24 protein-coding genes are annotated in these 22,553 nt (G+C 42.7%); 12 read left to right on the top strand and 12 right to left on the bottom strand.

Annotated features, from left to right (window positions below; translation table 11 throughout):
* Positions 1-154: 154 nt before the first annotated feature.
* Both H6550_13735 and H6550_13740 read right to left on the bottom strand, forming a co-directional pair.
* Positions 155-2,179, bottom strand: a complete 2,025-nt coding sequence (locus tag H6550_13735) for a hypothetical protein (protein ID MCB9047189.1) — start codon at positions 2,177-2,179, stop codon at positions 155-157.
* Between the two features lie 104 nt (positions 2,180-2,283).
* Complete coding sequence (locus H6550_13740) at positions 2,284-2,538, bottom strand: hypothetical protein (protein MCB9047190.1); 255 nt, start codon at positions 2,536-2,538, stop codon at positions 2,284-2,286.
* Positions 2,539-2,605: 67 nt separating this feature from the next.
* On the opposite strand from H6550_13740, the gene H6550_13745 reads away from it, so the two are divergent.
* From H6550_13745 to H6550_13760, 4 genes are all read left to right on the top strand, one after another.
* Complete coding sequence (locus H6550_13745; protein MCB9047191.1) at positions 2,606-3,175, top strand: pentapeptide repeat-containing protein; 570 nt, start codon at positions 2,606-2,608, stop codon at positions 3,173-3,175.
* Positions 3,176-3,278: 103 nt separating this feature from the next.
* Entirely contained in the window at positions 3,279-3,728 is a 450-nt protein-coding gene (locus H6550_13750; GenBank protein MCB9047192.1) for a cold shock domain-containing protein, read from the top strand.
* Positions 3,729-3,972: 244 nt separating this feature from the next.
* Complete coding sequence (locus H6550_13755; protein MCB9047193.1) at positions 3,973-5,217, top strand: DEAD/DEAH box helicase; 1,245 nt, start codon at positions 3,973-3,975, stop codon at positions 5,215-5,217.
* Positions 5,218-5,586: 369 nt separating this feature from the next.
* Positions 5,587-6,633, top strand: a complete 1,047-nt coding sequence (locus H6550_13760; protein MCB9047194.1) for a hypothetical protein — start codon at positions 5,587-5,589, stop codon at positions 6,631-6,633.
* 153 nt (positions 6,634-6,786) lie between these two features.
* Here H6550_13760 and H6550_13765 read toward each other — a convergent pair whose 3' ends face one another.
* Positions 6,787-8,094: a PBSX family phage terminase large subunit gene (locus H6550_13765; GenBank protein MCB9047195.1), complete on the bottom strand. Its 1,308-nt coding sequence runs from the start codon at positions 8,092-8,094 to the stop codon at positions 6,787-6,789.
* Between the two features lie 593 nt (positions 8,095-8,687).
* Here H6550_13765 and H6550_13770 point away from each other — a divergent pair.
* From H6550_13770 to H6550_13800, 7 genes are all read left to right on the top strand, one after another.
* The gene (locus H6550_13770; GenBank protein ID MCB9047196.1) at positions 8,688-8,867 is read left to right on the top strand and encodes a hypothetical protein; all 180 of its coding nucleotides are present in this window, start codon (positions 8,688-8,690) and stop codon (positions 8,865-8,867) included.
* A 312-nt stretch (positions 8,868-9,179) separates the two neighbouring features.
* Positions 9,180-9,455, top strand: a complete 276-nt coding sequence (locus tag H6550_13775; protein MCB9047197.1) for a hypothetical protein — start codon at positions 9,180-9,182, stop codon at positions 9,453-9,455.
* 143 nt (positions 9,456-9,598) lie between these two features.
* Positions 9,599-10,366, top strand: a complete 768-nt coding sequence (locus H6550_13780; protein MCB9047198.1) for an NYN domain-containing protein — start codon at positions 9,599-9,601, stop codon at positions 10,364-10,366.
* Between the two features lie 45 nt (positions 10,367-10,411).
* Entirely contained in the window at positions 10,412-10,969 is a 558-nt protein-coding gene (locus H6550_13785; GenBank protein MCB9047199.1) for a hypothetical protein, read from the top strand.
* Positions 10,959-11,252 carry a hypothetical protein gene (locus H6550_13790; protein MCB9047200.1) on the top strand — a complete coding sequence of 98 codons (294 nt, stop codon included), beginning with the start codon at positions 10,959-10,961 and terminating at the stop codon, positions 11,250-11,252. Before H6550_13785 ends, H6550_13790 begins: the two co-directional genes overlap by 11 nt.
* 36 nt (positions 11,253-11,288) lie before the next feature.
* A complete protein-coding gene (locus H6550_13795) occupies positions 11,289-11,516 on the top strand; it encodes a hypothetical protein (GenBank protein MCB9047201.1) in 228 nt (75 codons plus the stop codon).
* 3 nt (positions 11,517-11,519) lie between these two features.
* Positions 11,520-11,759 (top strand): hypothetical protein, encoded by a 240-nt coding sequence (locus H6550_13800; GenBank protein ID MCB9047202.1) that lies wholly within the window; start codon positions 11,520-11,522, stop codon positions 11,757-11,759.
* Positions 11,760-11,817: 58 nt separating this feature from the next.
* Here H6550_13800 and H6550_13805 read toward each other — a convergent pair whose 3' ends face one another.
* The 7 genes from H6550_13805 to H6550_13835 form a co-directional block, all read right to left on the bottom strand.
* A complete protein-coding gene (locus tag H6550_13805) occupies positions 11,818-13,512 on the bottom strand; it encodes a hypothetical protein (GenBank protein MCB9047203.1) in 1,695 nt (564 codons plus the stop codon).
* Positions 13,513-13,670: 158 nt separating this feature from the next.
* Positions 13,671-14,321, bottom strand: coding sequence for a hypothetical protein (locus H6550_13810; protein ID MCB9047204.1), 651 nt, complete (start codon positions 14,319-14,321; stop codon positions 13,671-13,673).
* A gap of 98 nt (positions 14,322-14,419) precedes the next feature.
* On the bottom strand, positions 14,420-15,292 hold the full coding sequence (locus tag H6550_13815) for a hypothetical protein (GenBank protein MCB9047205.1): 873 nt from the start codon (positions 15,290-15,292) through the stop codon (positions 14,420-14,422).
* A 2-nt stretch (positions 15,293-15,294) separates the two neighbouring features.
* On the bottom strand, positions 15,295-15,801 hold the full coding sequence (locus H6550_13820; protein MCB9047206.1) for a hypothetical protein: 507 nt from the start codon (positions 15,799-15,801) through the stop codon (positions 15,295-15,297).
* Between the two features lie 3 nt (positions 15,802-15,804).
* On the bottom strand, positions 15,805-17,514 hold the full coding sequence (locus tag H6550_13825) for a hypothetical protein (GenBank protein ID MCB9047207.1): 1,710 nt from the start codon (positions 17,512-17,514) through the stop codon (positions 15,805-15,807).
* A 45-nt stretch (positions 17,515-17,559) separates the two neighbouring features.
* Positions 17,560-19,785 carry a hypothetical protein gene (locus tag H6550_13830; GenBank protein MCB9047208.1) on the bottom strand — a complete coding sequence of 742 codons (2,226 nt, stop codon included), beginning with the start codon at positions 19,783-19,785 and terminating at the stop codon, positions 17,560-17,562.
* 27 nt (positions 19,786-19,812) lie between these two features.
* On the bottom strand, positions 19,813-20,865 hold the full coding sequence (locus tag H6550_13835; GenBank protein MCB9047209.1) for a hypothetical protein: 1,053 nt from the start codon (positions 20,863-20,865) through the stop codon (positions 19,813-19,815).
* A gap of 242 nt (positions 20,866-21,107) precedes the next feature.
* Between H6550_13835 and H6550_13840 the strand changes: the two genes are divergently transcribed.
* A complete protein-coding gene (locus tag H6550_13840) occupies positions 21,108-21,797 on the top strand; it encodes a hypothetical protein (GenBank protein MCB9047210.1) in 690 nt (229 codons plus the stop codon).
* Here the strand turns inward: H6550_13840 and H6550_13845 are convergent.
* Entirely contained in the window at positions 21,794-21,982 is a 189-nt protein-coding gene (locus H6550_13845; protein MCB9047211.1) for a hypothetical protein, read from the bottom strand. The two genes, H6550_13840 and H6550_13845, sit on opposite strands and share 4 nt — an antisense overlap.
* Positions 21,982-22,548 (bottom strand): hypothetical protein, encoded by a 567-nt coding sequence (locus H6550_13850; protein MCB9047212.1) that lies wholly within the window; start codon positions 22,546-22,548, stop codon positions 21,982-21,984. The genes H6550_13845 and H6550_13850 overlap by 1 nt, the downstream gene beginning before the upstream one ends.
* Positions 22,549-22,553: the final 5 nt, after the last annotated feature.

Consider the following 22,553-nt stretch of genomic DNA (forward strand, 5'->3'; position numbering starts at 1 on the left):
CTAAAAAGAGAGGAAATCAACAAATATAAGGACGTAACAAAATGGTTATCAGCATAGTAAACTAAAAACAGTTGCTATAAAGAGCGATAACCAATAACAATTGACTTTTGATTTTCTTACGGCTCAGAGATTGTTAACAAAATAAAAGATATAATCAGACCTTAATACTATCAACGAAATACATCTTCATCTCACCTTTATTCTTGGCTTCTATCTCACCCCTGAAAACACAGTTAAAGTGTTCATTAACAAGCTGATAGGTGGTTTCTGAGATATTGATCTTATCCGGTTCGCTGCTCGATTCCATACGCGCTGCAGTATTTACCGTATCGCCCCATATATCATAGGCAAATTTCTTTACCCCCACAATGCCTGCTACTACGGCACCGCTATGGATGCCTATCCTGATGTCAAAGGTCTTGTCTGGCATTTGTTTTTTGCGTTCATTCATAAACTGCCTAATTTCCAACGCAGCTTTTACAGTGTTTACAGCATGGTTACTGTTTGAGGCCGGCAATCCGCAAACTGCCAGGTAGGCATCTCCAATGGTCTTGATCTTTTCAATATTGTACCGTGATATTATGCCGTCAAAGGCTTTAAAACAGGTATGCAATTCATCAACAAGTTCCTGGGGAGTCATTCTTTCACCGGCTTTGGTAAAGTCCACAAAATCAGTAAAGATCACTGTTACATGGTCGAAATACCGCGCCTCCGACGCGCCTTTATTCTTTAACTCTTCGGCTATCTCTTCCGGCAAAATATTACGAAGAAGTGCATCTGACTTATTCTTTTCTGCTTTGAGCTCCTCATGTTGCCGCTCTAACTCTTCAGTTCTGGCAGCTACTTCTTTTTCCAGTTCTTCTTTACGGGTTTCCAACATATGTTGCTTTTCCTGCTCTTGCGCCAGCGTCTTTGCTGAGAGTCGTTTAACCTCATCTAACTGCATATTCAGGTTCCTGTTCATGGTAGCAAAGCTGGATGCAAGATATATAGACATAGAAACAGGTATACTAAGTATGGCAGCCGCCAATAGTATCATTAACACTCTGCCCTGCGGTGTGCCATCATTTATCTCAATACCGCTATTGAATATACCTCCAAGTAACAACAGGAAGATAAACATCGTAAAAAACAGCACTCCAACACCAACTATCCTTGCACCTTTTTGCTTTCTGTATATTGCTGCTATTGTAAGCCATATTGACTCAAAAGTGACTAAAACCCCTACAAATACAAGAAATAGTACAGCTGCAATAAAATTGAAATATACTAATGGTAGTGCCAACAAACATATAGAGGCAATAATGTAAAACCTTAATTTCTTCCTGCTAAAGAGCACATTGCTTAACCCACTCAGAGAAATGCAAACTGCGACAGTTACAATTACGCCACCATATGCTGTCCACCTGCCAAACCCAGGGTCGTGAATGACCATATTCAGGTAGGGCAGCAAAAAAGCTACGAATAATGAGCAACAGAATATACTGAAGTACAAGTTCGATCTGTCAGCACGCTGGTATATCCACAGCAGGAAATGTACTGCTGCAAGCGTAAAAAACAATCCTGACAGTAGCAGAAAAACCAATCCCAACATGGATATTCGTGAAACATAGCTATCAATAAAATAATTAGCCATGCCGATGCCCATAGACAATCCAACACTTAATTTATCATAATTTTCAGATGCTGCTTTTGCGTAAAAACAAGCATAACGAACAGCGATAACATGCTCACCTGTTGTAGAAAAGGTAACCGGCAGGGGTACGCTCCTCGGATCATAATATTCAGTACTGTCAGGTGCACTTATCTTTCCATACTTTATGATACGCTCACCATCTATAAATATTTCAGATGCACCGGCCTGTTTCACAGTCAAAGCCATCACTTTGCCTGCAAGCGTTGAATCCACATTTACATGCAACCTTAACCATGCAATACCATTAAAATCAAGATCAGGATCATCAGACCTTCTCAAACGAGGATCTACCTTTTTCCAGTTACTATCATTATATCCCGGCAAGGCCCATTTACTATTATCTCCTGAATGATACAGCCAGTTTTCATCAAACGAATATGGAATACTATCAATAGTAAGATGTGTTACACCTCCTGTCCATATTAATTGAGCCATGGCAGGCGTAGCGGTAAATAATAGCAGAATAAACAGAAGCCTCTTCATCTGGCTATCAATATACGAAATAGCTGATATAAAGAGCGTTATGTACAATATTTAAGTCCTGAATTTCTATGCGTTGCAGCCTTACTTACCTAAAAGCGTCAAATCTATAAGTGCTTATCCCCCGTTGGGGTATGCTTATCTGTATGCCTGCGGTATCTGTATCGTTGCACAAAGTCTTGTAGTATATTGCCTGTCAGCCCGCCCATGAGGCCACCATAAGGTGTCATCCGCCAGGGGCTGGATTGTATCGGGCAGGTACCGTCTGCACATCCTACAAAATACCAGTACAGGTAGCCTGCTATAAGGCCTACAATAACTCCGGCAATAGTAATACTGTTTTTCTTGATACGTTGTAACATAGTTGAGTCAAAGATAAAAGACGAGGTCCGGTGGTTGTGTTATATTTGTTACACAAGTAAGGACAACATGCAAGGATTTATAGAACATAAAAATATCACGGGAACAGACTTTACCGAAACCGGCATTGATGCTGCTGAATATGAGCATTGCACATTTTCCGACTGCAACCTCTTTGCTATCGACCTTTCAGGGGTGAGTTTCACAGATTGCACCTTTAACAATTGTAACCTCAGTTCTGCCATTCTCAAAAGCACTACACTTAATAATATACAATTCAACAACTGTAAGTTGTTGGGCCTGCATTTTAATGACTGCAATAAATTCCTGCTCACGATGAGTTTCAGCGACTGCCAGCTTAGCTACTCTGTATTTTACCAGTTGAAGCTAAAAGACATAACATTTAACAATTGCAATCTCGAAGAAACAGATTTCTCGCAGGCAGACCTGACCAATGCCACTTTTAACAACTGCGACCTGCGCATGGCTGTATTTGATAACACCATATTAGAACATGCCGACCTGCATACTGCTATTAACTATTCGATAGACCCGGAGCATAACCGTATTAAAAAGGCAAAATTCTCCATTCATGGTATTGCAGGCCTGTTGGAGAAGTACCAGATAACAATAGAATAATATCTATCTATTACTCTATTACCAGTTGTTTTTGCCAACTAATTAGATATATCCCTGATAAAATGCGACCTTTGCATCTCACTAAAAAGCAGTTTATAGTTTTATGGGTCAAGAAACAATGGGGAAAAAAGACAGGGAAAAGAAGAAAAAATTAAAAAAACAACAGAAAGAAGAGCGTCGTTTAGAGCGCAAAGAGAACAACGACAAAGGGAAGTCCCTCGACTCCATGATGGCCTATATAGACGAAAACGGCAACTTATCTGATACGCCACCCGATCCTCGCAAGATGAAAGAAATGAAGGCTGAAGACATCCAGCTGGGCGCAGCACCCATTATTCCGACCGACCCGGCAGACCTGATCAGGAAAGGTGTGGTAAAATTTTTCAATCACGATAAAGGTTTTGGTTTCATCAACGACCTGCAGAGCCAGGACAGCATATTTGTACACATCAATGAGTTAGATGAACCTGTGAACGAACAGGACAAAGTAACCTTTGAAGTAGAGAAAGGCCCCAAAGGCCTGGTTGCTGTCAGGGTGAAAAAAGTAAAATAAACATTACTCAACATAGGCATTACTAAACCCCGTCGTTAGATGGGGTTTACTTTAATATTAACATCTTCGGTCACATATATCATATACCTTTGCGCAAATACAGTATGGATAGTCATTCCCTTAAGCAAGTATTCATTCTTTCTTCTGCGTTCGTTTAACCCTCCATTTGTTTTTTACACAACAACATAATAACTGCTACCTGTATGCACTTATAGCATACCCGTGCATAAATAATTGAAATACATTGACAACATTTAAAGAATTAAACATCATACAGCCCATACTTGCAGCACTGCAAACCCAAGGCTATACACACCCTACCCCTATACAGCAACAGGCTATACCTCATATATTGCAAGGCAAAGACCTGCTGGGTTGCGCACAAACAGGTACCGGAAAGACAGCAGCTTTTGCTATACCCATACTGCAGTTGCTGAGCCAGAGCCCCAAACGCAGCCACAAAGCCATCAAATGCCTGGTACTGACACCCACCCGCGAACTGGCCATACAGATAGGCGACAATTTCAGTGCCTATGGTGCACAACTGAAATTATCGCACACTACCATATTCGGTGGTGTGCCGCAAGGCAAGCAAGTACAGGCACTTCGTGCAGGTGTTGATATACTGATAGCTACTCCCGGCCGCCTGCTGGACCTGATGCAGCAACGATTCATCAGCCTGTCTGAACTGGAGATATTGGTGCTGGACGAAGCCGATCGTATGCTGGACATGGGTTTCATCAACGATGTAAAGAAGGTACTGGTCAAAGTACCCGCCAAAAGACAAACCCTTTTCTTCTCTGCCACTATGCCGCCTGAGATACAAGGTCTGGCCAATACTATACTGAAGAATCCTGCCGAAGTGAAAGTGACACCTGTTTCTTCTACTGTCGAGATCATACAACAGTCGCTGTATTATGTGGACAAGAAAGAAAAGAAAAACCTGCTGATGCACATTCTAAAGGACAGCTCCATTACCCGCTCTCTGGTATTTACCCGTACGAAACATGGCGCAGATAAGCTGGTAAAAGACCTGCAGAAGAACCGTATCAGTGCTGCCGCTATACATGGCAACAAATCGCAGAATGCCAGGCAGCGTGCCCTTAATGATTTTAAAGATAACCGTATCAGGGTACTGGTGGCCACAGACATTGCCGCACGCGGTATAGACATTGACGAGTTGCCACACGTAGTGAACTACGAATTGCCTGATGTACCCGAAACCTATGTGCACCGCATAGGCCGTACAGGCCGCGCAGGTGCTGATGGTATAGCCGTGGCTTTCTGCGATGTTGAAGAGCTGGATAACCTGAAAGACATACAAAAACTGATAGGCCTGAAAATACCTGTAGTTGAAGATCACCCACACCCGGCAACAACAGAACGGATCAACACTCCCAAACCTGAGCCCCGAAAGCCACAAAGGCGTAAACGCCCCAATGGCAAAGGCAATAACGGCAAAACCCGCCCGGCTGACAAACGTTGGTAATACAACAATAAACAAAACTTTTGCATGCCCCGTATCGGTTACGGGGCATTTTTGTTAAGTATTGTTAAGTAAATTGTAGCGAATTTATTCGACTTAACAAGTTGGCGTGCTCGGTTGCCATTTCCTATTGGCTGCACCAAAAAACATAGGAATGACCACTATTATTAAAAAAAAGGCCGCAATTATTCATTCACAGAGGTTATTGATCAATAAATTAAGAACTTCATGGTGAATCCACAATGGACATACTACAACAAATATACAATAATATATTAAATAATGGTACTAAATGGCGAAAAAAAAAACGATCTGTAGTCCTCACCGTGGTATTTATGGAATAAATTAAAAAAACACTCTTACCTGTAAGAAATGAGATACCTGCTCTCCATACTTTTGTTAATAGCCTGCCATACATGTGTGGCAGATATGGTCTATATGCCCCTGAAGTTTGAGCTGACCACCCCTACACCTGTTTGCTATGAATGGGAAACCATCTCTTTCAACCTGCGCATTACCAATACAGACAAGGACAGCACCTGGCCCGTAATGATACCCGGGCCTACCAATGACGGGCGGAAGCTGCTGTATATGTCTGTGTACACCGTAGATACGAACAACCACTATACAGAAGTAACTACAGAAATAACAAATGATGTTACCTCGCCGAGCCCAACGGGCGGAAATACGGGTAATGTACGTATAGTACAGCTAAAACCCGGCACGCATGTAGATATACCATTCAGGCTGCACAGTCAACCTCACTACCTTCAGGCTTCTGCTGACAGGCATTGGTTCAGCCAACCATTAATGGCAGGGGTGTACAAATTTTTAGTGTGGTACCAACCCTATGGCATTGCACCATTTGATCTGTATCATTATATGTACTGGCCGAAGAGCGAAGCCTCTGCTACAAAGCTGAACTTTTATGTACGTGGAACGCAAAGCAATTATTGTGAAGTTGAGATCATAAAACGCAACCCTGAGGATTTAAAAACGGGCATTGCAGAACATTGCGGTAAAGATTGCCGGTTTTGCAACCATATAAAAGCAGGCAAGTGGAACAGGGTGAGGCATGATATAGACCAGACCTTACAGGTGATGGTTGAGCGGCCCGACCATATTGATAAGACCATCGAAGATGTATCGTGGCTGAAAAAGCATAAAGAAGTAGCTTACCTGCAACCACCGCCTGAAATGATCATTCTACCCTTTCCCGCTCACTGGTCGCAGAAAATAGGTTTTAGAAGCGCAGATACTGTGCTGTATTTTAATATGACCTTCCAGGCAGGTAAGATATACAAAGGTCGATCCCGTATGCAGGCAATGATATTCGCATTGTTTGGCGGGCATGAGCCCCTGCTAAAAACCTCAGACCAGGATTATGTTGGACTGAGTTATTTTGAACCTGCGCGGTAACATCTGAAATAAATATGCTTTTTGCCCTTTCGGTAAAAAGTATATGTGCAACCCATGGACGCGGGAAAGTATAAAAATGCATTTATGGTTAAAGGAGTACCGTAACTATGCCAAGTTACTTTGCCAATATCATGAAAATGTTACAATGTCGTATCATGCCGCCTTCTTCCCCAACACCACACTTCCCGAAAAATCACTGAAGTAGCGTTGAAAGAAATAACGCATTGCATCGAACAGGTCCATTTTATAGGCTTTACGGTCTTTTTTGAGCGAGCCGGGCGTATCGCTTTTGTCGTCAATCCTGGCTGTGATACAGTCATTTATAAGCAGGGGACAATTGTTGCTGCAGATGCGCAGGCGCGGATAACCCGCAAAAAGCGTGTTGACCAGCAGCATGCTGTCGTTATGAGTTATGTTATGACTGAAGATATGCATCTGCCGGGGTTTCAGGTCCAGATAGCTTTGTATCATGCTGTAATAGGTACCATGTTTGTCGGTCATACTGATGTCCCCACGCCTGCCTGATGCGTCGCCAGTAACAAAAAGCGGTACGCCGCTATAAGTACTGCTGATATGCCTGCAAAGCTCTTCAAGCGTATAACTACCCGAGAACTCATTAATAAAGTGGATGAAGCTGTTTTTCGTTCCACGTGTGTCACTCATCTGTACTGCCAGGCAGGTAAGCGGATTTCTGTTGAAATCAAAAGAGAGGTACACCGCATGGTCGCGGAGTAAAGTCAGTTCTTCTGACGCGTGTTTTTCTTTTTCAAAAGTATACAGCCATGGCCTGTCATTGGTCAGCACACCCCATTCGCCCAGGGCATATATGCGGTACTGATTATTATTATACAGGCTTATCTGTTCTATTTGTTTGCGATCTTCTTCAGTAAGGTGGTTATTATTCTTATATGTGCTATGAATTATTGTAGCATCAGGATCGTCCCGGTCGAAAAAATGCTTTTTCAACCAATGTTGTTCATCTATAGGATTGAAAGTGAGCGTTATCTGTATATTCTGCCTGCCACGGGCACGGCGGTTCAGCTCCATAAAATCTTCAAACTCCAACTCCGCTGCTTCTTCTACCAATATACGGGTAAGCCCTTCGAAGGATTTAAGTTTATCGGGATCGTCCAGCCCGCGGAAGATGATCTGCGAGCCATGCTCTTTGTGGGTCAGCGTACGGTCTGTCTTGTTGAATACGAACTCATCTGTACAGCCCAATTCATCCATACGTGACCAGAAGGAAGGAATGACTGAATCTCGCAGGGTATTGCCCACTTTGCGTATCACGAGGGTCTTGATGGGCGCTAAGGCAGCGCAAATAACCTCTTTCTGGGCAGCACTGAAACTTTTGCCCGCTGCGGTGCCGCCATAGTTGATAATAAAACGGCTTTCAGCATCGGCCAGTTTTTCAAATAATTTGCTGAACTGTTCTTTGGGAAATCTATCAGGTATATCCATGGTAATAGTACTAAGATGACAGGTTTTACAATAACTTTAGATAGCAAATATACAATAATAATACAACAATTAAAAATAAAATCACCTTTTACTTACTTTGTAGCTCATCCAAACAGTACCCCGTATACGTCTTATTAAATCCGTCTTAATTAATAGCTAAATGGGGAAATTGGCACAAGGTTTGTAATGTTACCTTATAGAAACAGTAATTTTTCTAAGGGTAGCCCCGCCATCCCAAATGGGGCAAAGGCACAGCGGTGCAACTGTGCCTGAGATGGGTATATAAAAGAGACCGTCCCTGGTAGATCAGGGACGGTTCTTACTTTATGAAAATGAATGCGGCACGGTGCAAGAAACCGCAAACCAACGAAACTCCGGAAAAAATATTCCTTTCCTCTGATTATAAAAATAGACCATGCATGTTACGTCATCGTAAACAAATCATTAATTATTATCAGAAGTGTCTCTTAATCAGGGGAATTGACAAAACCGCTACAATTCATAGATAAAAAACCTGCAATTGATTAGCATTTTTAAAAGAGGTGATGTATCATTGTGACCCCGTTAAATAAAAAAACACGACTTGCCACATCATGATCTATAAGGGATTTCCATATAATGCTTCCGAATTATCAGCATTTGCGATAACATGCGGCATCTTTGTCATATCGCTTAAGAATGGTAAAATAGTGCAGCATGTGCCTGATGATGAGGACCACTTTTATAACTGGCTGTTGAGCTTAGAAGTTCGCGAAGTGGTGCCTGTGTGCTAAGGGGTACCATATTTCATATCTTATTATAGCCTGTATTCCTTTATACACAGGCATTACAGTTGTATTTTCATAACACAGCCCCAAGGTGTCGTTTGTTAATTGGTAGTTATTACTTTTTAAAGTCCGTGTTAATCACAGGGCATTTTTTGCAATCGGGGGTACCCGCGAACGATATTTGTACTGTTACGAAGAAAAACACAGCCTGACGAAAGAAAGGCATCAAAACAAAAAGCACCTTTTATCGCCACAAAACAAAAAATCAATACTACTACAGTGGTATTGAGACAAACAAAAACATAAAAAACACAAAAAATGAATACAGCAATCGCTATTCTGTTTCCCGGTGTTCGCACATCCGACATTCTGAACGGAGCCAGGGAACATGACGTAAATATCCTGATCAAGGAACAGTACGATCCTCAAAAAAACTATGCACGTTATCAGAAGAACCTGAGCCCTGTAGTAACAGGTGACGGTATCAGCCTGATGTTCGTTTTCTCGGACGGCAGCAGCATGCTGGCCAGCGAAAGGAGGGATATCAACCAGGTGATGAAGAAAATAGGTGAGGTACACGGCTGTGTACTATAGCATATAAATAATTTTCCGGTTTTTGGTGGGTTAGTGCCTGCCAGCCTGTATCGACCAGGCTGGCGGGCTTTTGTGTTTATATCCCAATTTTTAGCACCCCGGCATTATTTACCGTAACTTACATACATCTTAAACACAAGTCAATGGAAAGTTTTAAGGACGCTAAGTTTGCACTGCTGATAGACGCAGACAATATCTCATCGAAATATATAGACGCAATAATAGAAGAGACCACTAAATACGGCACCTGCACCTACCGCCGTATATATGGCGACTGGGCCAAGCCCCACCTGCGCGGCTGGAAGGAAGTATCGCTGAGCCATGCACTGAACGCCGTACAGCAATACAGCTATACCTCAGCCAAAAACGCCACAGATACCGCTATGACCATTGACGCTATGGACATGCTGCATACTGCCGAGCTGAATGGCTTTATACTGGTGAGCAGCGACAGCGATTTCACTCCGTTGGCTATGCGCCTGCGCGAGGGAGGAAAGATCATTATTGGCATTGGCGAAGAGAAAACGCCTACGCCATTTAAGTCGGCCTGCAACCAGTTCATCCATATAGAGAATATCATCACCCCGGTGGCAGAGGACGACAAAGAGGCAACTCCCGCCAAAGAGAAAAAGACAGCGCCTAAAAAGCCCCCTGTTGACAGAAAAACCATGAACCTGCTAAAGACCAGTATCAAAGACCTGGCAGATGACGATACCGGCTGGGTGACACTGGCCAGTGTGGGCAATACTATACTGAAAAAGAAACCGGACTTCGATCCCCGTACCTATGGTCATAGCAAACTGTTGCAATTCTTCCGCAGCTTGCAGGAGTTTGAGGTGCAGGACCGTAAAACGGAGAAGGGTGACAGCAACTTCTTTGTGAGGATAAAGGAGAACAAAAGAAAAAAGTAACACAAGAGGTTCCATTTTGGCATAATTGATGTAACAGGTATAAATATGAAACTACCGGCCCGCATATTCCTGTTTATCATACTAACTATCTCAATGGCATCCTGCGACAAATTACCCTTTGGCAATGGTGCTCCCCGAGACCCGACCTGGACAGTAACCAATTGGAGTATCAACCTGAAATACACAGACCCCGCTACCAAAGAACCTCTGATAGGAGAAAACAGGTACTTCAGCCCCTACCATATACAGATATGGAAGAAGAATGACACGGGTTATGCCGCTACATTTTATTACAACATGTACGGCGAGCCGGATTCACAACGCGATGACAGTTATACGATCATACTAGGCCATTCTGTTACTACAGAAGTAACCAAAGAAAACTACAACACAAACATCTCAGGACCGATAGCGATAGCTGAGCGATTTGATGAAGAATATATAGTACAGCTGAAACATGCAAAAGCGGACATACGAGACACCTTCCGTCTACTGAAAGATACAGAGAGCAATTTTCATATATACCTGAATGGACAATTAATGATCTCCCCACCCTCACCCACAAAACCTGGCAAGGCCATGCAACTGACCCTTGAGCGATAAAACTGACTTAATTGCTATATTTACAGCTATAGCTGACCACCTGATGAGAAAAGCATTGATATTAGCCTCGGCTGTAGGCATATTAACCATAAGTTGCAAAAAGGAGGAAGAGCACTGCTGGAGTTGCACATACACTTTCAGCGGCCAAAAGCCAGACAGGACAGGGGATACAGTGCTGTGTCACCTGACCAAAACAGACATTGAACTACGGGATAATATTAAGCTGGACGCAACGGCTGCGGGCTACGATACCTGGATACTGACCAACTGCCAACAGCAGTAAACCCGAAAATCATTAACTTTAGTTGAAATTCGATAGATGCAGAAAATATTACTGATCATATGCTCAGGTTTGTTATTGGCCTCATGTAACAAAAAAAGGTGCTGGGAGTGTACAGTAGATATCGGGGGCGATACATTCCAGCAGGAGGTGTGCGACAAGAGCAAAAAAGAGATAAAGGAACTGCAGGCCAGCCCGCAAGAAACAAAAGATAAGGACGGCAACGTCATTTATACCACTACCTACAGCAACTGCACCAAAAAATAAGCTATGCGCAAAGCTGTACTCTTTATAACAGCTATATTAGTACTGACCGCCTGCGGCAAAGAGAAAAAACATTGCTGGGGGTGTGTATTGGTATTCAGTGATGGATATGTGGTATCTTACCGTGATAGCATGATATGCGACAAGACCCAATCGGAAATAAACACAATGAAGAAACAGGTGTATGACGCCAGCGCCATGGGTTTTGAAACCTACCAGGTAAATAAATGCAGTAAAATACGGTAGAATAAACAGGAGCGTAAAAACGCTCCTGCCGTCATAAAAACCAAACACACATTCACCTTTATCCAAACTCTCTATTTTGTAACAATTCTTTATATACCTGTTGCACCGTTGCTTGTACCAGCCAGTGTTCTCCACGAGTGCGTTCTAACTCATCTATTGTTATAGGCAGTTTTCGGCTGTAAATAATATCCTCGTTGGTAATGGCACCTGCTGCAAGCAGGTCCGTAATTTCTGTGGTACTTAACACACTCAGTTCGTCCAGCTCAGTTATCAGTTGGGCTTTCTTTTTCATTACTTCGTCGCCACTGTATTGTTTGTCAACAAAATCCATAGCCATGCGGCGGCGGATAAATACTGGCACACCTGCCTTTGTTCCTTCACTATATTCGGCCAGCAGGTCTGCACCTGTTTTTATTCGAAACTGTGTTGGTTTCACAATGCGGAAAGCATGTGCATTATCACCGTCAGCATTGCGATAGGCGGCAATATCTCGCAGGGTATCATGTATCACCTTATCAAACATATCGTTGCTGATGGCGCTGATAAATTTATACAAACGTTCCTGGTCAATTGCTTTTGCTACACCGCTTTGCGCTTCATCTGTCTTTTGCAGGTGCAGAGCTTCAATTACCAGGCCCATTACCTGCTTGCATACATCACGATGGTGAATATTTATACTCACATCCGGGTTTACTATCTGTATCGGCGTGCCGTTCTTCATCTCTTCGTGTGGTATGATCATTCGTTGGCCAGGGTTACGGCTCACCTGCCCGCTACCCATGCATGAAGGACATTGCGCCAACTCCACACCATTAGGGCAGCTATCGCAATCCTGCTGTATATGTCCCCTGCCACTGCAATCAGGACAATCCGTACTGGCTTCTACTATATATGGGTGCGACGCTTCTTTGTCTACCAGTTGTGCGGCACTGTACGAACTAATAAAATCATCCGCAGCCGCCCTTGCTTTGCTGTAGTAGCTATCATAATAACCTTGCGTATTCCACTCGCCACCGGCAACCGTTACCGGTAACCTGTCCAGCATATGTGCATAATATCCCTGTGCGTCAGCTTTTGCCAGGTAATATTTCCTCGCTTCAGCATTATAGGTAAACCTCCATACAGTGTACCTGTTCACCCAATAAGCATAATTACCTCGTTTGAATATAAGATCGTTTTTGCTGAACCAAACCATATCTTTTGTATTGACAAACCAAATGTCCACATCCAGTTTATCATCTCCCTGCTCATAAAACGGGCTTACGGGTATACGCAGAAAAACTCCGTTCGGGTCTTCTATCATATTACGGAACCCTATGTTGGCAAAATACCCCTTCAGATCATAACCGTTAAAGCGATTGTCCCAAATAAATGCATTGTCCTGTTCATCGCTTATTTCCAGTGTATAGTTAGAATCCTGGAATATAGCACCGGTCACTACACCTGTTATTTGTCCGAAGGGGGCTTGGGTAAGTGGCCTGTACTGGCTGTAGCGCCAGTTGCGTGTAGCATCATCCTCTCGTGGATGGCGGCTTAGCAGGAAATTATCAAACAGGTATTGATATTCCTCGCCATAGTAGCCGGCAGGTTTTATCATACGTCCTGTACCCGGCTCTCTGAACCGGGGGCATGCTCCTGTCGTATGCAGGCTCATTGCATAATATACATCTCGCCAACGTTGCAGGAGCTCTGTCATGGCGGCAGGCAGTTTTACATCTTTGTTCAGTATTGCTATTACTTCTTTTATGTTCATGGTTCTATTTGGTTTATTTTTTCTATTACAGGAAATAACGCTTTGACAATAAAGTAAAAGTTGACAGCTACACACGTCATAACGAAAGCCTATATTCTTTATCGTGCCTATGCACAGTGCCCGGTATAAGGTTTTGCAACTATCAGCTGATATACGGCTTATATCAAACCATCACAATCGGACAGGTAAAACACTTCATTACCGGTTGTCAATTCCGGTTTATTGAAATCCAGCGGGTCTCCTTTGAACTCCAGTTGCCCTTTCTTTATCTCCAGTATGTAAGAATTGCTACCACTACCCTGTCGCTCGTATGACAGGAATACATCCAGGCTGGCTTCCATAGGTCTGCCGTTCTCATCCCTTGGTACTACAACCGTACCATCGCAAAACACGAACATATAGCGCATCATAGCACGCTTTGTCTTCTTGTCTTTCCAGAAATCATAATCGAAAAACAGGTTAGCAGGTGTAGCAGGATCTTCAATTTCAGGAGTCTCAATTGCAATCCTGTCCTGGAATGTAATAACACGACTGGTTGCTACCCTTTCTCCCGGACGGCAATCTGCTATCTGTAATTCTTCAAAATTCGGTTCCTGAACCTCAATGTTAGCAAACGGGCTGCTGAATGTAAGTGTGTTCGCTGTTGCCAGTCCTTCTAAGCCCGCACAAGTAAATGGTATGGGAAGGTCAACACTACAAGGGAAAAAACCGATACGGTCAATACTTCTTTTGCGCACTTTCAGGTCGCAGCCTCCAGGCTGGTTTGTTGTGATGGTGATATTGGCGCAATCTGCCGGACAAAATGCCATAGTAAATAAGTTTAAGGTTGCCTCCTCCCCTGCGGGAGGCGAATAAAATATTTTCAATAACAGCAGGGGGCTGCTATCATTTTTTGTGTACTCTTATACTAAGGTGTCTTATCAAAACACATAGTTCTGCAAAACGGCACATAGGTAGAGGGACCATTACCACACACATCAATGAAGTTGACATAGTAGCCTGAGCATTCCTGCCCTTCAAGAAAGTGTGGATTCAACTTGCGTCTGAATGTCGTGGCAGTAGCAGAAATGCTTACGCTGCCATTAAAATTATCACCGGCAGGCAAACCATTCGTCCATTGTACATATTGCAGGTTGACAGTAGTGGTAGCAGGTGAGGACTGAGTAAAGCTGACATCCAGGTAATATTCACATTTCCCGTTAGCTCCCTGTTGTTCAATAATGTTCATACTTACTGATGAAAATGGAACACATGGAGGATCGGGAAAGTTTGTTACGTCATTTGCATGACAATTCTTTGTACGACCATTACACATTAAGGCTCTTATGTACAAAGAGGTTGAAACATTCTGGCATGGTATCTTAATGATACCGCTTACCGGCAATGCCGACATAGTGAATTTCAGCGGGCTAGCTGCTGAAGGTGTATATTCAAACTCCCAACCACAGGGAGGGTCTGTATAGCCCCCGGGCAAGGTGTATGTAATCTCAATATGATATAGTCCGTTCACCTGCTTCATTTCAGAAGCGAAGGAAATACAGTCATAATCGCTGATAACAGTATAAGTTCTGTACACTGCCGGGCATACTGTCTCGTCAGCATTCACCAGCACAAATTCAAATTCATAGTCGCCGGCACTTAAGCCTGTAATAGTAAAGGGTGCATTGGTGCGACTGGTATATGTCCCCCAGCTTCCTGAAGGTAACATCCTGTGCCTTTCTTTGAAGTATTGTCCTGCCGAAAGTAATGGTGCCGGAATGGAGATAGTTAAGTCTGCCATAATTATGCGGTTGGGGTTGCGTTATCGGTTGAGTATTCGCTGTCAGCATGATAAAGCGCAGTGGCTTTAACACGATAATAATAGGTCTGGTCATTGGTCAGCCCGGTATCGGTATAGTTGCTGGCGGCGCCTGTATATATTACAGACTCATTTACTGTAAAGGCAGTATCGTCAGCTCGCTCTAATGTGTACGAGGTAGCCGAAGTAACATCATCCCAATCAAGCGCCACTTCTGTATCTCCGGGCGTAGCTGTAAAACCGGCCGGGGCTGCCAGAATGCTGGTATTCACAGACAACTCAAGCGGAGTGCTTTGTACACCATCGCAACAATGCCTCGTTATCTTTATATTATACAAGCTGTCAACCATCAAATTATTGATCTCGAACGGCGGAATAAAATAGGGTTGTGATGTCCACAAAGTATCACCATCTAATTTGTATGAAACAGTATAGCTTGTACTACAATTCGCATCATGATCCGTTAAGGGGATCGTTATTTTTCTTGCCATGGTTTAGATATTATATTTCAGGTTTATTAATTGAATACTTATTTCGGTTGATGAAGCTGTACTGCTCGGTCCGTAATATTTAATGACACCAGAAGCGTCAATAGAAACAGTAACATTATCATCCAGGGTACTGTTTGCGCTATTCAGCACAACCATCGTAGCCGGGCGTCCGTTCGTTCCTACTACGCCAATTATATCATTTACCAACACAGGCTCACCGGGGTCTGCAGGATCCTCAGTAATTTCTGCATTCACAACCTCCAGGTTCAGAGTCACCTCGTTATTATAAATAGAGGCGTGTGTATTTTCTTCATCTTTTACCCAGTTATGATAACCGTTCACACTGACATCATCAGTATCTGTATCCTCAACAGTAAATACGTCATACGTAGGTGTAGCACAGGCAGGCACTGTAACAGTAAAAGCTGACGTTGCAGGCTTAACACATATTGCCGGCAAATAATCACAGAGGTCGTTAATATCGTCAACCACGAGCCCGGTTATCCTATGGGCAATAACAGGCGAATCGTAATAAAGACAGCTGTCTATCTGTCCGACCGATGAAACTGCAAGCACTTTGTATGCAGAACAATTCATCGTCCCTGTATCAATATCACTAACACCAAGTGCTCCGTTGCGGGTAGAGAAATAATCCATTAAGCCTTCGTAATCATCAGCTATCTTTTCCTTCAGACTGTTATAAAAACCGCCCTCATCATAATCGGCAGGAATAGCAAATATCTTATTACTACCATCAAAATTGAGCTGCTCTTCACAAGCCCCGCAACCGAAAATCTGGCGTTGGGTACAGTCCTCCAATGTTGTTTCCAATTTAAAAAGCTCGAAACATTTGCTTATTTGTTTGAAAGGTGTTCCTCCGGCATACTGATATTCTCGCGCTCCGCTAAAATCATCAATATATATCCTGTTGCCATGAAGCTGACCTTCTATCTCATACATTTTCCAGGCCGGAAGGTATTCAAACCCTTCTAAAAGGTATTGTGCAGCACTTTCACTTCGTTGCAGTTTACAGTTATAGCTTATATCACGTTTTATTGATCTGGGTCTCCGTACAATACGGCCACGTAGTGTAGTAACTTTTGTAAACTTAAAATCGGCTGTACCACTTAATACAGTATCTGGCACACCAAAGAAATCACCTGTAAATGAATCAATACAATCAAATTCTGAAATGATACGTAATAATGGCTCTCCGCAATTTCCCACCGGGACATACAAATTTTGACTTACATCGTTTAATGACACTACATCTTCAGTAGTTGATGTATCTATTGCATACCCATCCTGCTGAAAATTTATTCCTGTTGGAACATCGCAACAATTATTCTGACAGTAACGCTCTGTGTATTTATTAAAAACGGTAATACCTCCAGATTGTACTACCTCTGCGCGCAGCACATAACACTCATGCGCGCACATTGCCGGGCTGAACGAGCGTAAACGCGCGTTGAAAAAATGACCGCCTCCGGGCATTACTCCAAAGTAATAGTCGAAATAGGTTGTAGCATCTTCGTATTGAGTCAGGCCGTCAGCACTATATACATAAAGCTTCAATATATAATTACCGCTGCCGCTAATACCGTTGCCCTGCAAAATAAGATCTGTTGGATAGACAATCATTTCGCAATAGCAGGGCACACCTTTAGGTTGGTGGTAAAACTGCAGGTCTTGTATATTATCAAACCATGTCATGGAATATATGTTTATGGATTATTGTTTAGAATTTATATTTTGTAGTTACCTGGAACCTTTCAGCGTGACATTAGGGCCATAGGGGTCAGATGTATCATAGTTAATTTCTATTTCGGTTATTCTTGCCTCCGTAAAGTATTTTCCGGGTAGCTTTACCTTCTGTCCCAGTATGATATTCCCGGCATCGCCAAAGGGGCGTATCTCCTTTAGTGTCCGGCAGCAAAGCGCTAATTGTGCGGTAAAGCTCTGGTGGAGTTTCGGATTTTCGTTCGGGTCATCTATCCAATGAAACCAATCCCACAGCGTACCTTCATAGCCCGGTTCAAAATACATGGGATAATTCACCAGCTTAGGAGACAATAAGGTAACCAAAGAACCGAATAGCCCTCTTACTTCGTACAGATACCGGGGTTGTGGTGGAGGTACCAGCTTTCTGCCAGATACTTTCGTTTGTGGCTCGTGCCTATGCTCCCACAAAACTGCGTTTGCATTATACCTAATATTGGGTACAGGAACCTGTTGGCTGAGATTCACAGAAGCATCATAGGGTTTTACACACCTGGCATTATCAAAATGTTCACCGTCCCACAATAATATCTTGGGCAATGTTACAGTTTCCGATGTCAGCATTAATGCATAATCTGTGTACTCGTGAAAGAACTTATTTACTGTTGCGAACAATGAAGTGGTCCATACTGAGCCTGTAATAAGGGTCGTGTTTATCACCTGCTGCATGGCATCCAGTATATAGTCAGTATCTGCACCGTCCAGCCTGAATTTTGTTGCGCCAAACTTAGTTGTCTTATCCAGCACTCCATCAAATTGCGGGTTAACGGTAATATCTCCGAAAGAAGCATATCCGTTCATATAAGTACAGGCTCCGTTTCCGCATACATCAGCAGCGTCAGCACTGTAAATACCACCACTATATAGTGGTTCTTTAGTCTCGTCCCATTCATAGCACAGGCCTTTTACCAGCAAGTTCCTGTCTTCACCCTTTTCCGAAAAATCAAAGCTATCCTTATTATTCAGCCAATAATCTTTTCTTTGAAAATAGAGGGTATTATGCTCTACGCGCCATTCGCAATTGTAAAGCGTCTTCAACTGGTCAAGAAACACATCCAGAGTAATATTAGGCGCATTGCCGGGCAACCAGTAATCCGTTTTATTCATCAATGCGCCTTTAAATATATTCAGGTCATCAAACCTCCTGATACCCTTCTCTACCATAGGAAAGAAATAACAGGCATTATAATGTGGATTCTGCCTGGGTTGCGGAGCTACTTTATTATTCCTGTCAGCAGATGTTTCTATAGTAATAGTTTGTGCAAAAAATATGGGTACAGTATCAGCATTCACCTTAACACCGCATTTTGAACATACATTCTCAATATAGTCCCTGACCAGTGGTGCGGGGTGCTCCCTGCCGCATCCGGCGCTCTCTATGAAAAAGTTACCGAATATATCTTTTATGTCCTGGTATTGTATATAATTCAGTTTATCCTTATCCAGCTTCTTTTTGTTCAGAATACCCAATATAAAGTTGACGATCGGGTAGATGATATATTTAAGAGTAAATACAATAGAATTAATAACAGGAGCGATAAGTAGCATTAACGGCCCCAGTACGCTCATTAGTTGTGTCATCACCCACCAGATGGTCACCAGTTTACCATTAGGTCTCATTTCATTGCAGTAACTAAACCGAGGGTGTTGTTTGTTCGGATCAATTTGCCTGCTATTGCCAAACCAGTTTTGCCAATTGTCATTTATCAGTGTATTCTTAATACAAGTCAGTGCTTCGTCTTTTTGTTTCAGCCCTACATTGAATGTACACACCTCATCTTCGCACCATGTAATGTCCGTTGCTCTTATTACCCAGTCGGTATAATCGCCACAGTTCACATGCTGTATTTGCACCTCTATTGCGTTTACTGATGCGCTCTCATCGTCTACCAGCCATGCCTTCAGGTATTTATATGCATCTCCTTCCAACGTAAGGATACCGGCCGCAGATTTCTTTTGATTAGCGACACCTACAGAAGGCAAGCCCTGGTTATTCCTGTTCAATGTCCATGTTAACTTTAGTTGATGCAGGTCGCCTACGGCATCAGTTATATCCAGGAAATTGCCGTAATTAACAAATTTCCGGTGAGACGGGAGCGTACCTGTTACGGTTACCAACCTGCCACCTTGCAGGGTCACATATTGTTCCTTTGTTCCAGATGCATCGTACCTGATGAGTTGTCTTATCAATAGCTTTAATTCCATGGTGATGATTTGATATTGTCAGTATTATTATTTCCAGCGGTTCCTGTCCCGTCTTATAGCTCGTTCTGTGATTATGCCTACTCCCTGCTCATTAAAAAATATGTTCTGGTTGAGTTTATTATCTGATATGGCATCCACTACCTGGTCCAGTTTCTTTTCCAAATTATGAACATCAGAAACGTTCGCATATTTACCATCTGGTCTCACTTCTGGCTGCTTAAAAGCGGGTACAGCCAATGGCAAAGTAGCTGTCACATTGTGCAAGGTGGCACCTTTGTTGATAGCTTCCAGCAATGCCCGGTTATTGCGTGTCCCTTCAGCCGTTATTACACTCTCGCCATTGCTGATACGCACCCAGTTCCTATCATCTTCCGGTCCACCTTTACCATTAAAACCAACTACCCCTTTAGCAAATGCTGTATTTTCATTAGACAGGCTTTGAACAGCAGCATATCCGGCAGCAAGTGAGGCTACTAACGCAGCTATGGTAGCTATCGAACCGAACCCACCTCCCTCAAGTGCTGCCCTTGCCACTGCGGCTATCGCATTAGATATAGTTATTGCAGTATTAACAGCTTGTTGTCTCTTAGCAAATCGCTCACGTTGCTCAATTGACCTTCGCAACCCATCCTCTTCTATCTTCAATGCCTCAACATTTCCACGTTTGGCAAGCTCTTTGGCATTTTCTACCTTCTTCTCACGTACAGCTATCTCCTTGTCAGCAGTTTCTATTTGTGCCTTTAATATTTCATCATAAACAGCCTTTACCTCATTTCCTAACGACAGGTAGGTGTTGATCTTACCCTTAAGTTGTTTTCTATCTTCCTCTGTGAATTTCTTTGAGTTCTTTGCGGTGTTAGTGATTTCCTTATCCGCCTCTTTAATACTTTTAGTAAGTTCTTCAAACTTTTTCGACCCCGTTGACGAGAGCCCATCTATCTGCTTGATATAGACATCCATAGCTTTAGACACTTTATATAACTCCTTCAGTTGAGCACTGATAGACATTGTAGCTTCGTCTAAACTGCCGGTATTTACCCTGTAATTAATTTCGTGAAGTACTTCGGTAATATCTGCCATAGGTTCATATTTTTCTGTTGAAAACCAATGCACTTGAGTAGGTGGCGTATTACCTGTAACGTATTTGTAGAAAAAGGACGTCTCCTTTGATAGCAACTTCACAACAAAGTAAATAATAATTTTTGTAATTACCAAAAAATATTTTTAATGTTGTATCTGTGCAATCGTTACGTAAATACATAAGTATAGCCCTGTTGTTATTTTCTTGGCAACATGTCTCTGCCCAACAGGCTGATCCTGCAATGATATACAGTATTCATACTAGGCTGGGTATGAATGGTCATATCAGGCATGTTACGACTTACAAATACACAAATCTCAAACATATCGGAACCGGAGCAGAGCATGCAAAAGGCACCCTTTATTCTGTAATAAAGAATTGGTACGACACCTCAGGGTATATAGTTCATGACAGTACTGCTATTTTCTATAATCCCCGATCAGCTTATGGATATTGCAAAGAATACACCTATAGTCAACAAAATGGCACTCTTGTGATACTGATAAATACAAGATTCGATTGTATGCCCCCATATGACAACAAAGCAATTGTACCGACTATTGTAGAACTAACTGTTCCGAATGATAGTACTGTACTCGCAAGGGAATACGAGGGCACTGAATTACAAAAGATCAGGAAAAATATTGTGAGTTCATATAGATTCACAGTAGTCGGCGGCCTGATACGGACAACTGTATTTGATGCGTATAAAAAAGGCAAAAGTCATAATGGTATATCAACCTATACATACGACGAATACAATAACTTTACTCAAACCACACTAAAAGTCGGCGAATCTCCACAACAGGTAATTGATCACAAAATATCTACCATAGACGACCACGGCAACACGATAAGAATGCTCAACTTTGTTGACAATAACCCGGAGCCTGATTTCATGACGATTTACGAATTTGAATATTACGATTAATCTTCTTGTTTGAATTGTTCATTGTGCCACTTAAGCCAATTAGCCTTCTGTCTGATACGATAATAGAAATTGAACACCCCCGTATCCATAAAATGCTCGGCATCCCGTACATTTCCTTCACAATATTTCAGGGCAATATCCCAAAAACTATCATACCACTCATCTACCCTGGCAGGTACAGACATTATTGCTGAGGATACATTCCCTCTGTATTCTCCTGTCTTGTTTTGAAATAGTTCATATCTGTCAAAATATGCGACTGCACTTTCCAGGCAGGCGTGAACGGAACTCCGATGCTCAAAAAAAAAGCGTACAAATCAGGATCTGGCTCAATACTCTGTGATGCATCTCCTTTAGCCCAGGCAACTTTACGAGCCGTCCAAAAATCCTCAGTCGTATTAGGGTCCTCCCCTTCTACAAAAGCATAAATGGCTCCCATACGCAAAGCGCAATCTTCATCTACCGGGTAGCGCAACCTGTATTTGATATTATTAGCCAATGTAGCAATGTCTGTACGAAGATGCTTAATGTTCTTCTCATCATTACACAACTCCAGCATTTTGTCCATTATTGCAGAAAGTACATCTTTGGTAGCACCGCCTGCAGAAAAAATATTCTGTGCTCCGGCAGCTACATATCGGCTCATGTGGTAACCATTGGCCACATCTTCAGGCATGTATAATCTTACATTATGTACTTTGGAATAGAAAACCTCTTTGTATGCGGGATCGTTCGCGAAACTATTTTTCATGGTTG

It is taken from the genome of Chitinophagales bacterium (genome assembly GCA_020636495.1).
Classification (GTDB): Bacteria; Bacteroidota; Bacteroidia; order Chitinophagales; family Chitinophagaceae; genus UBA5543.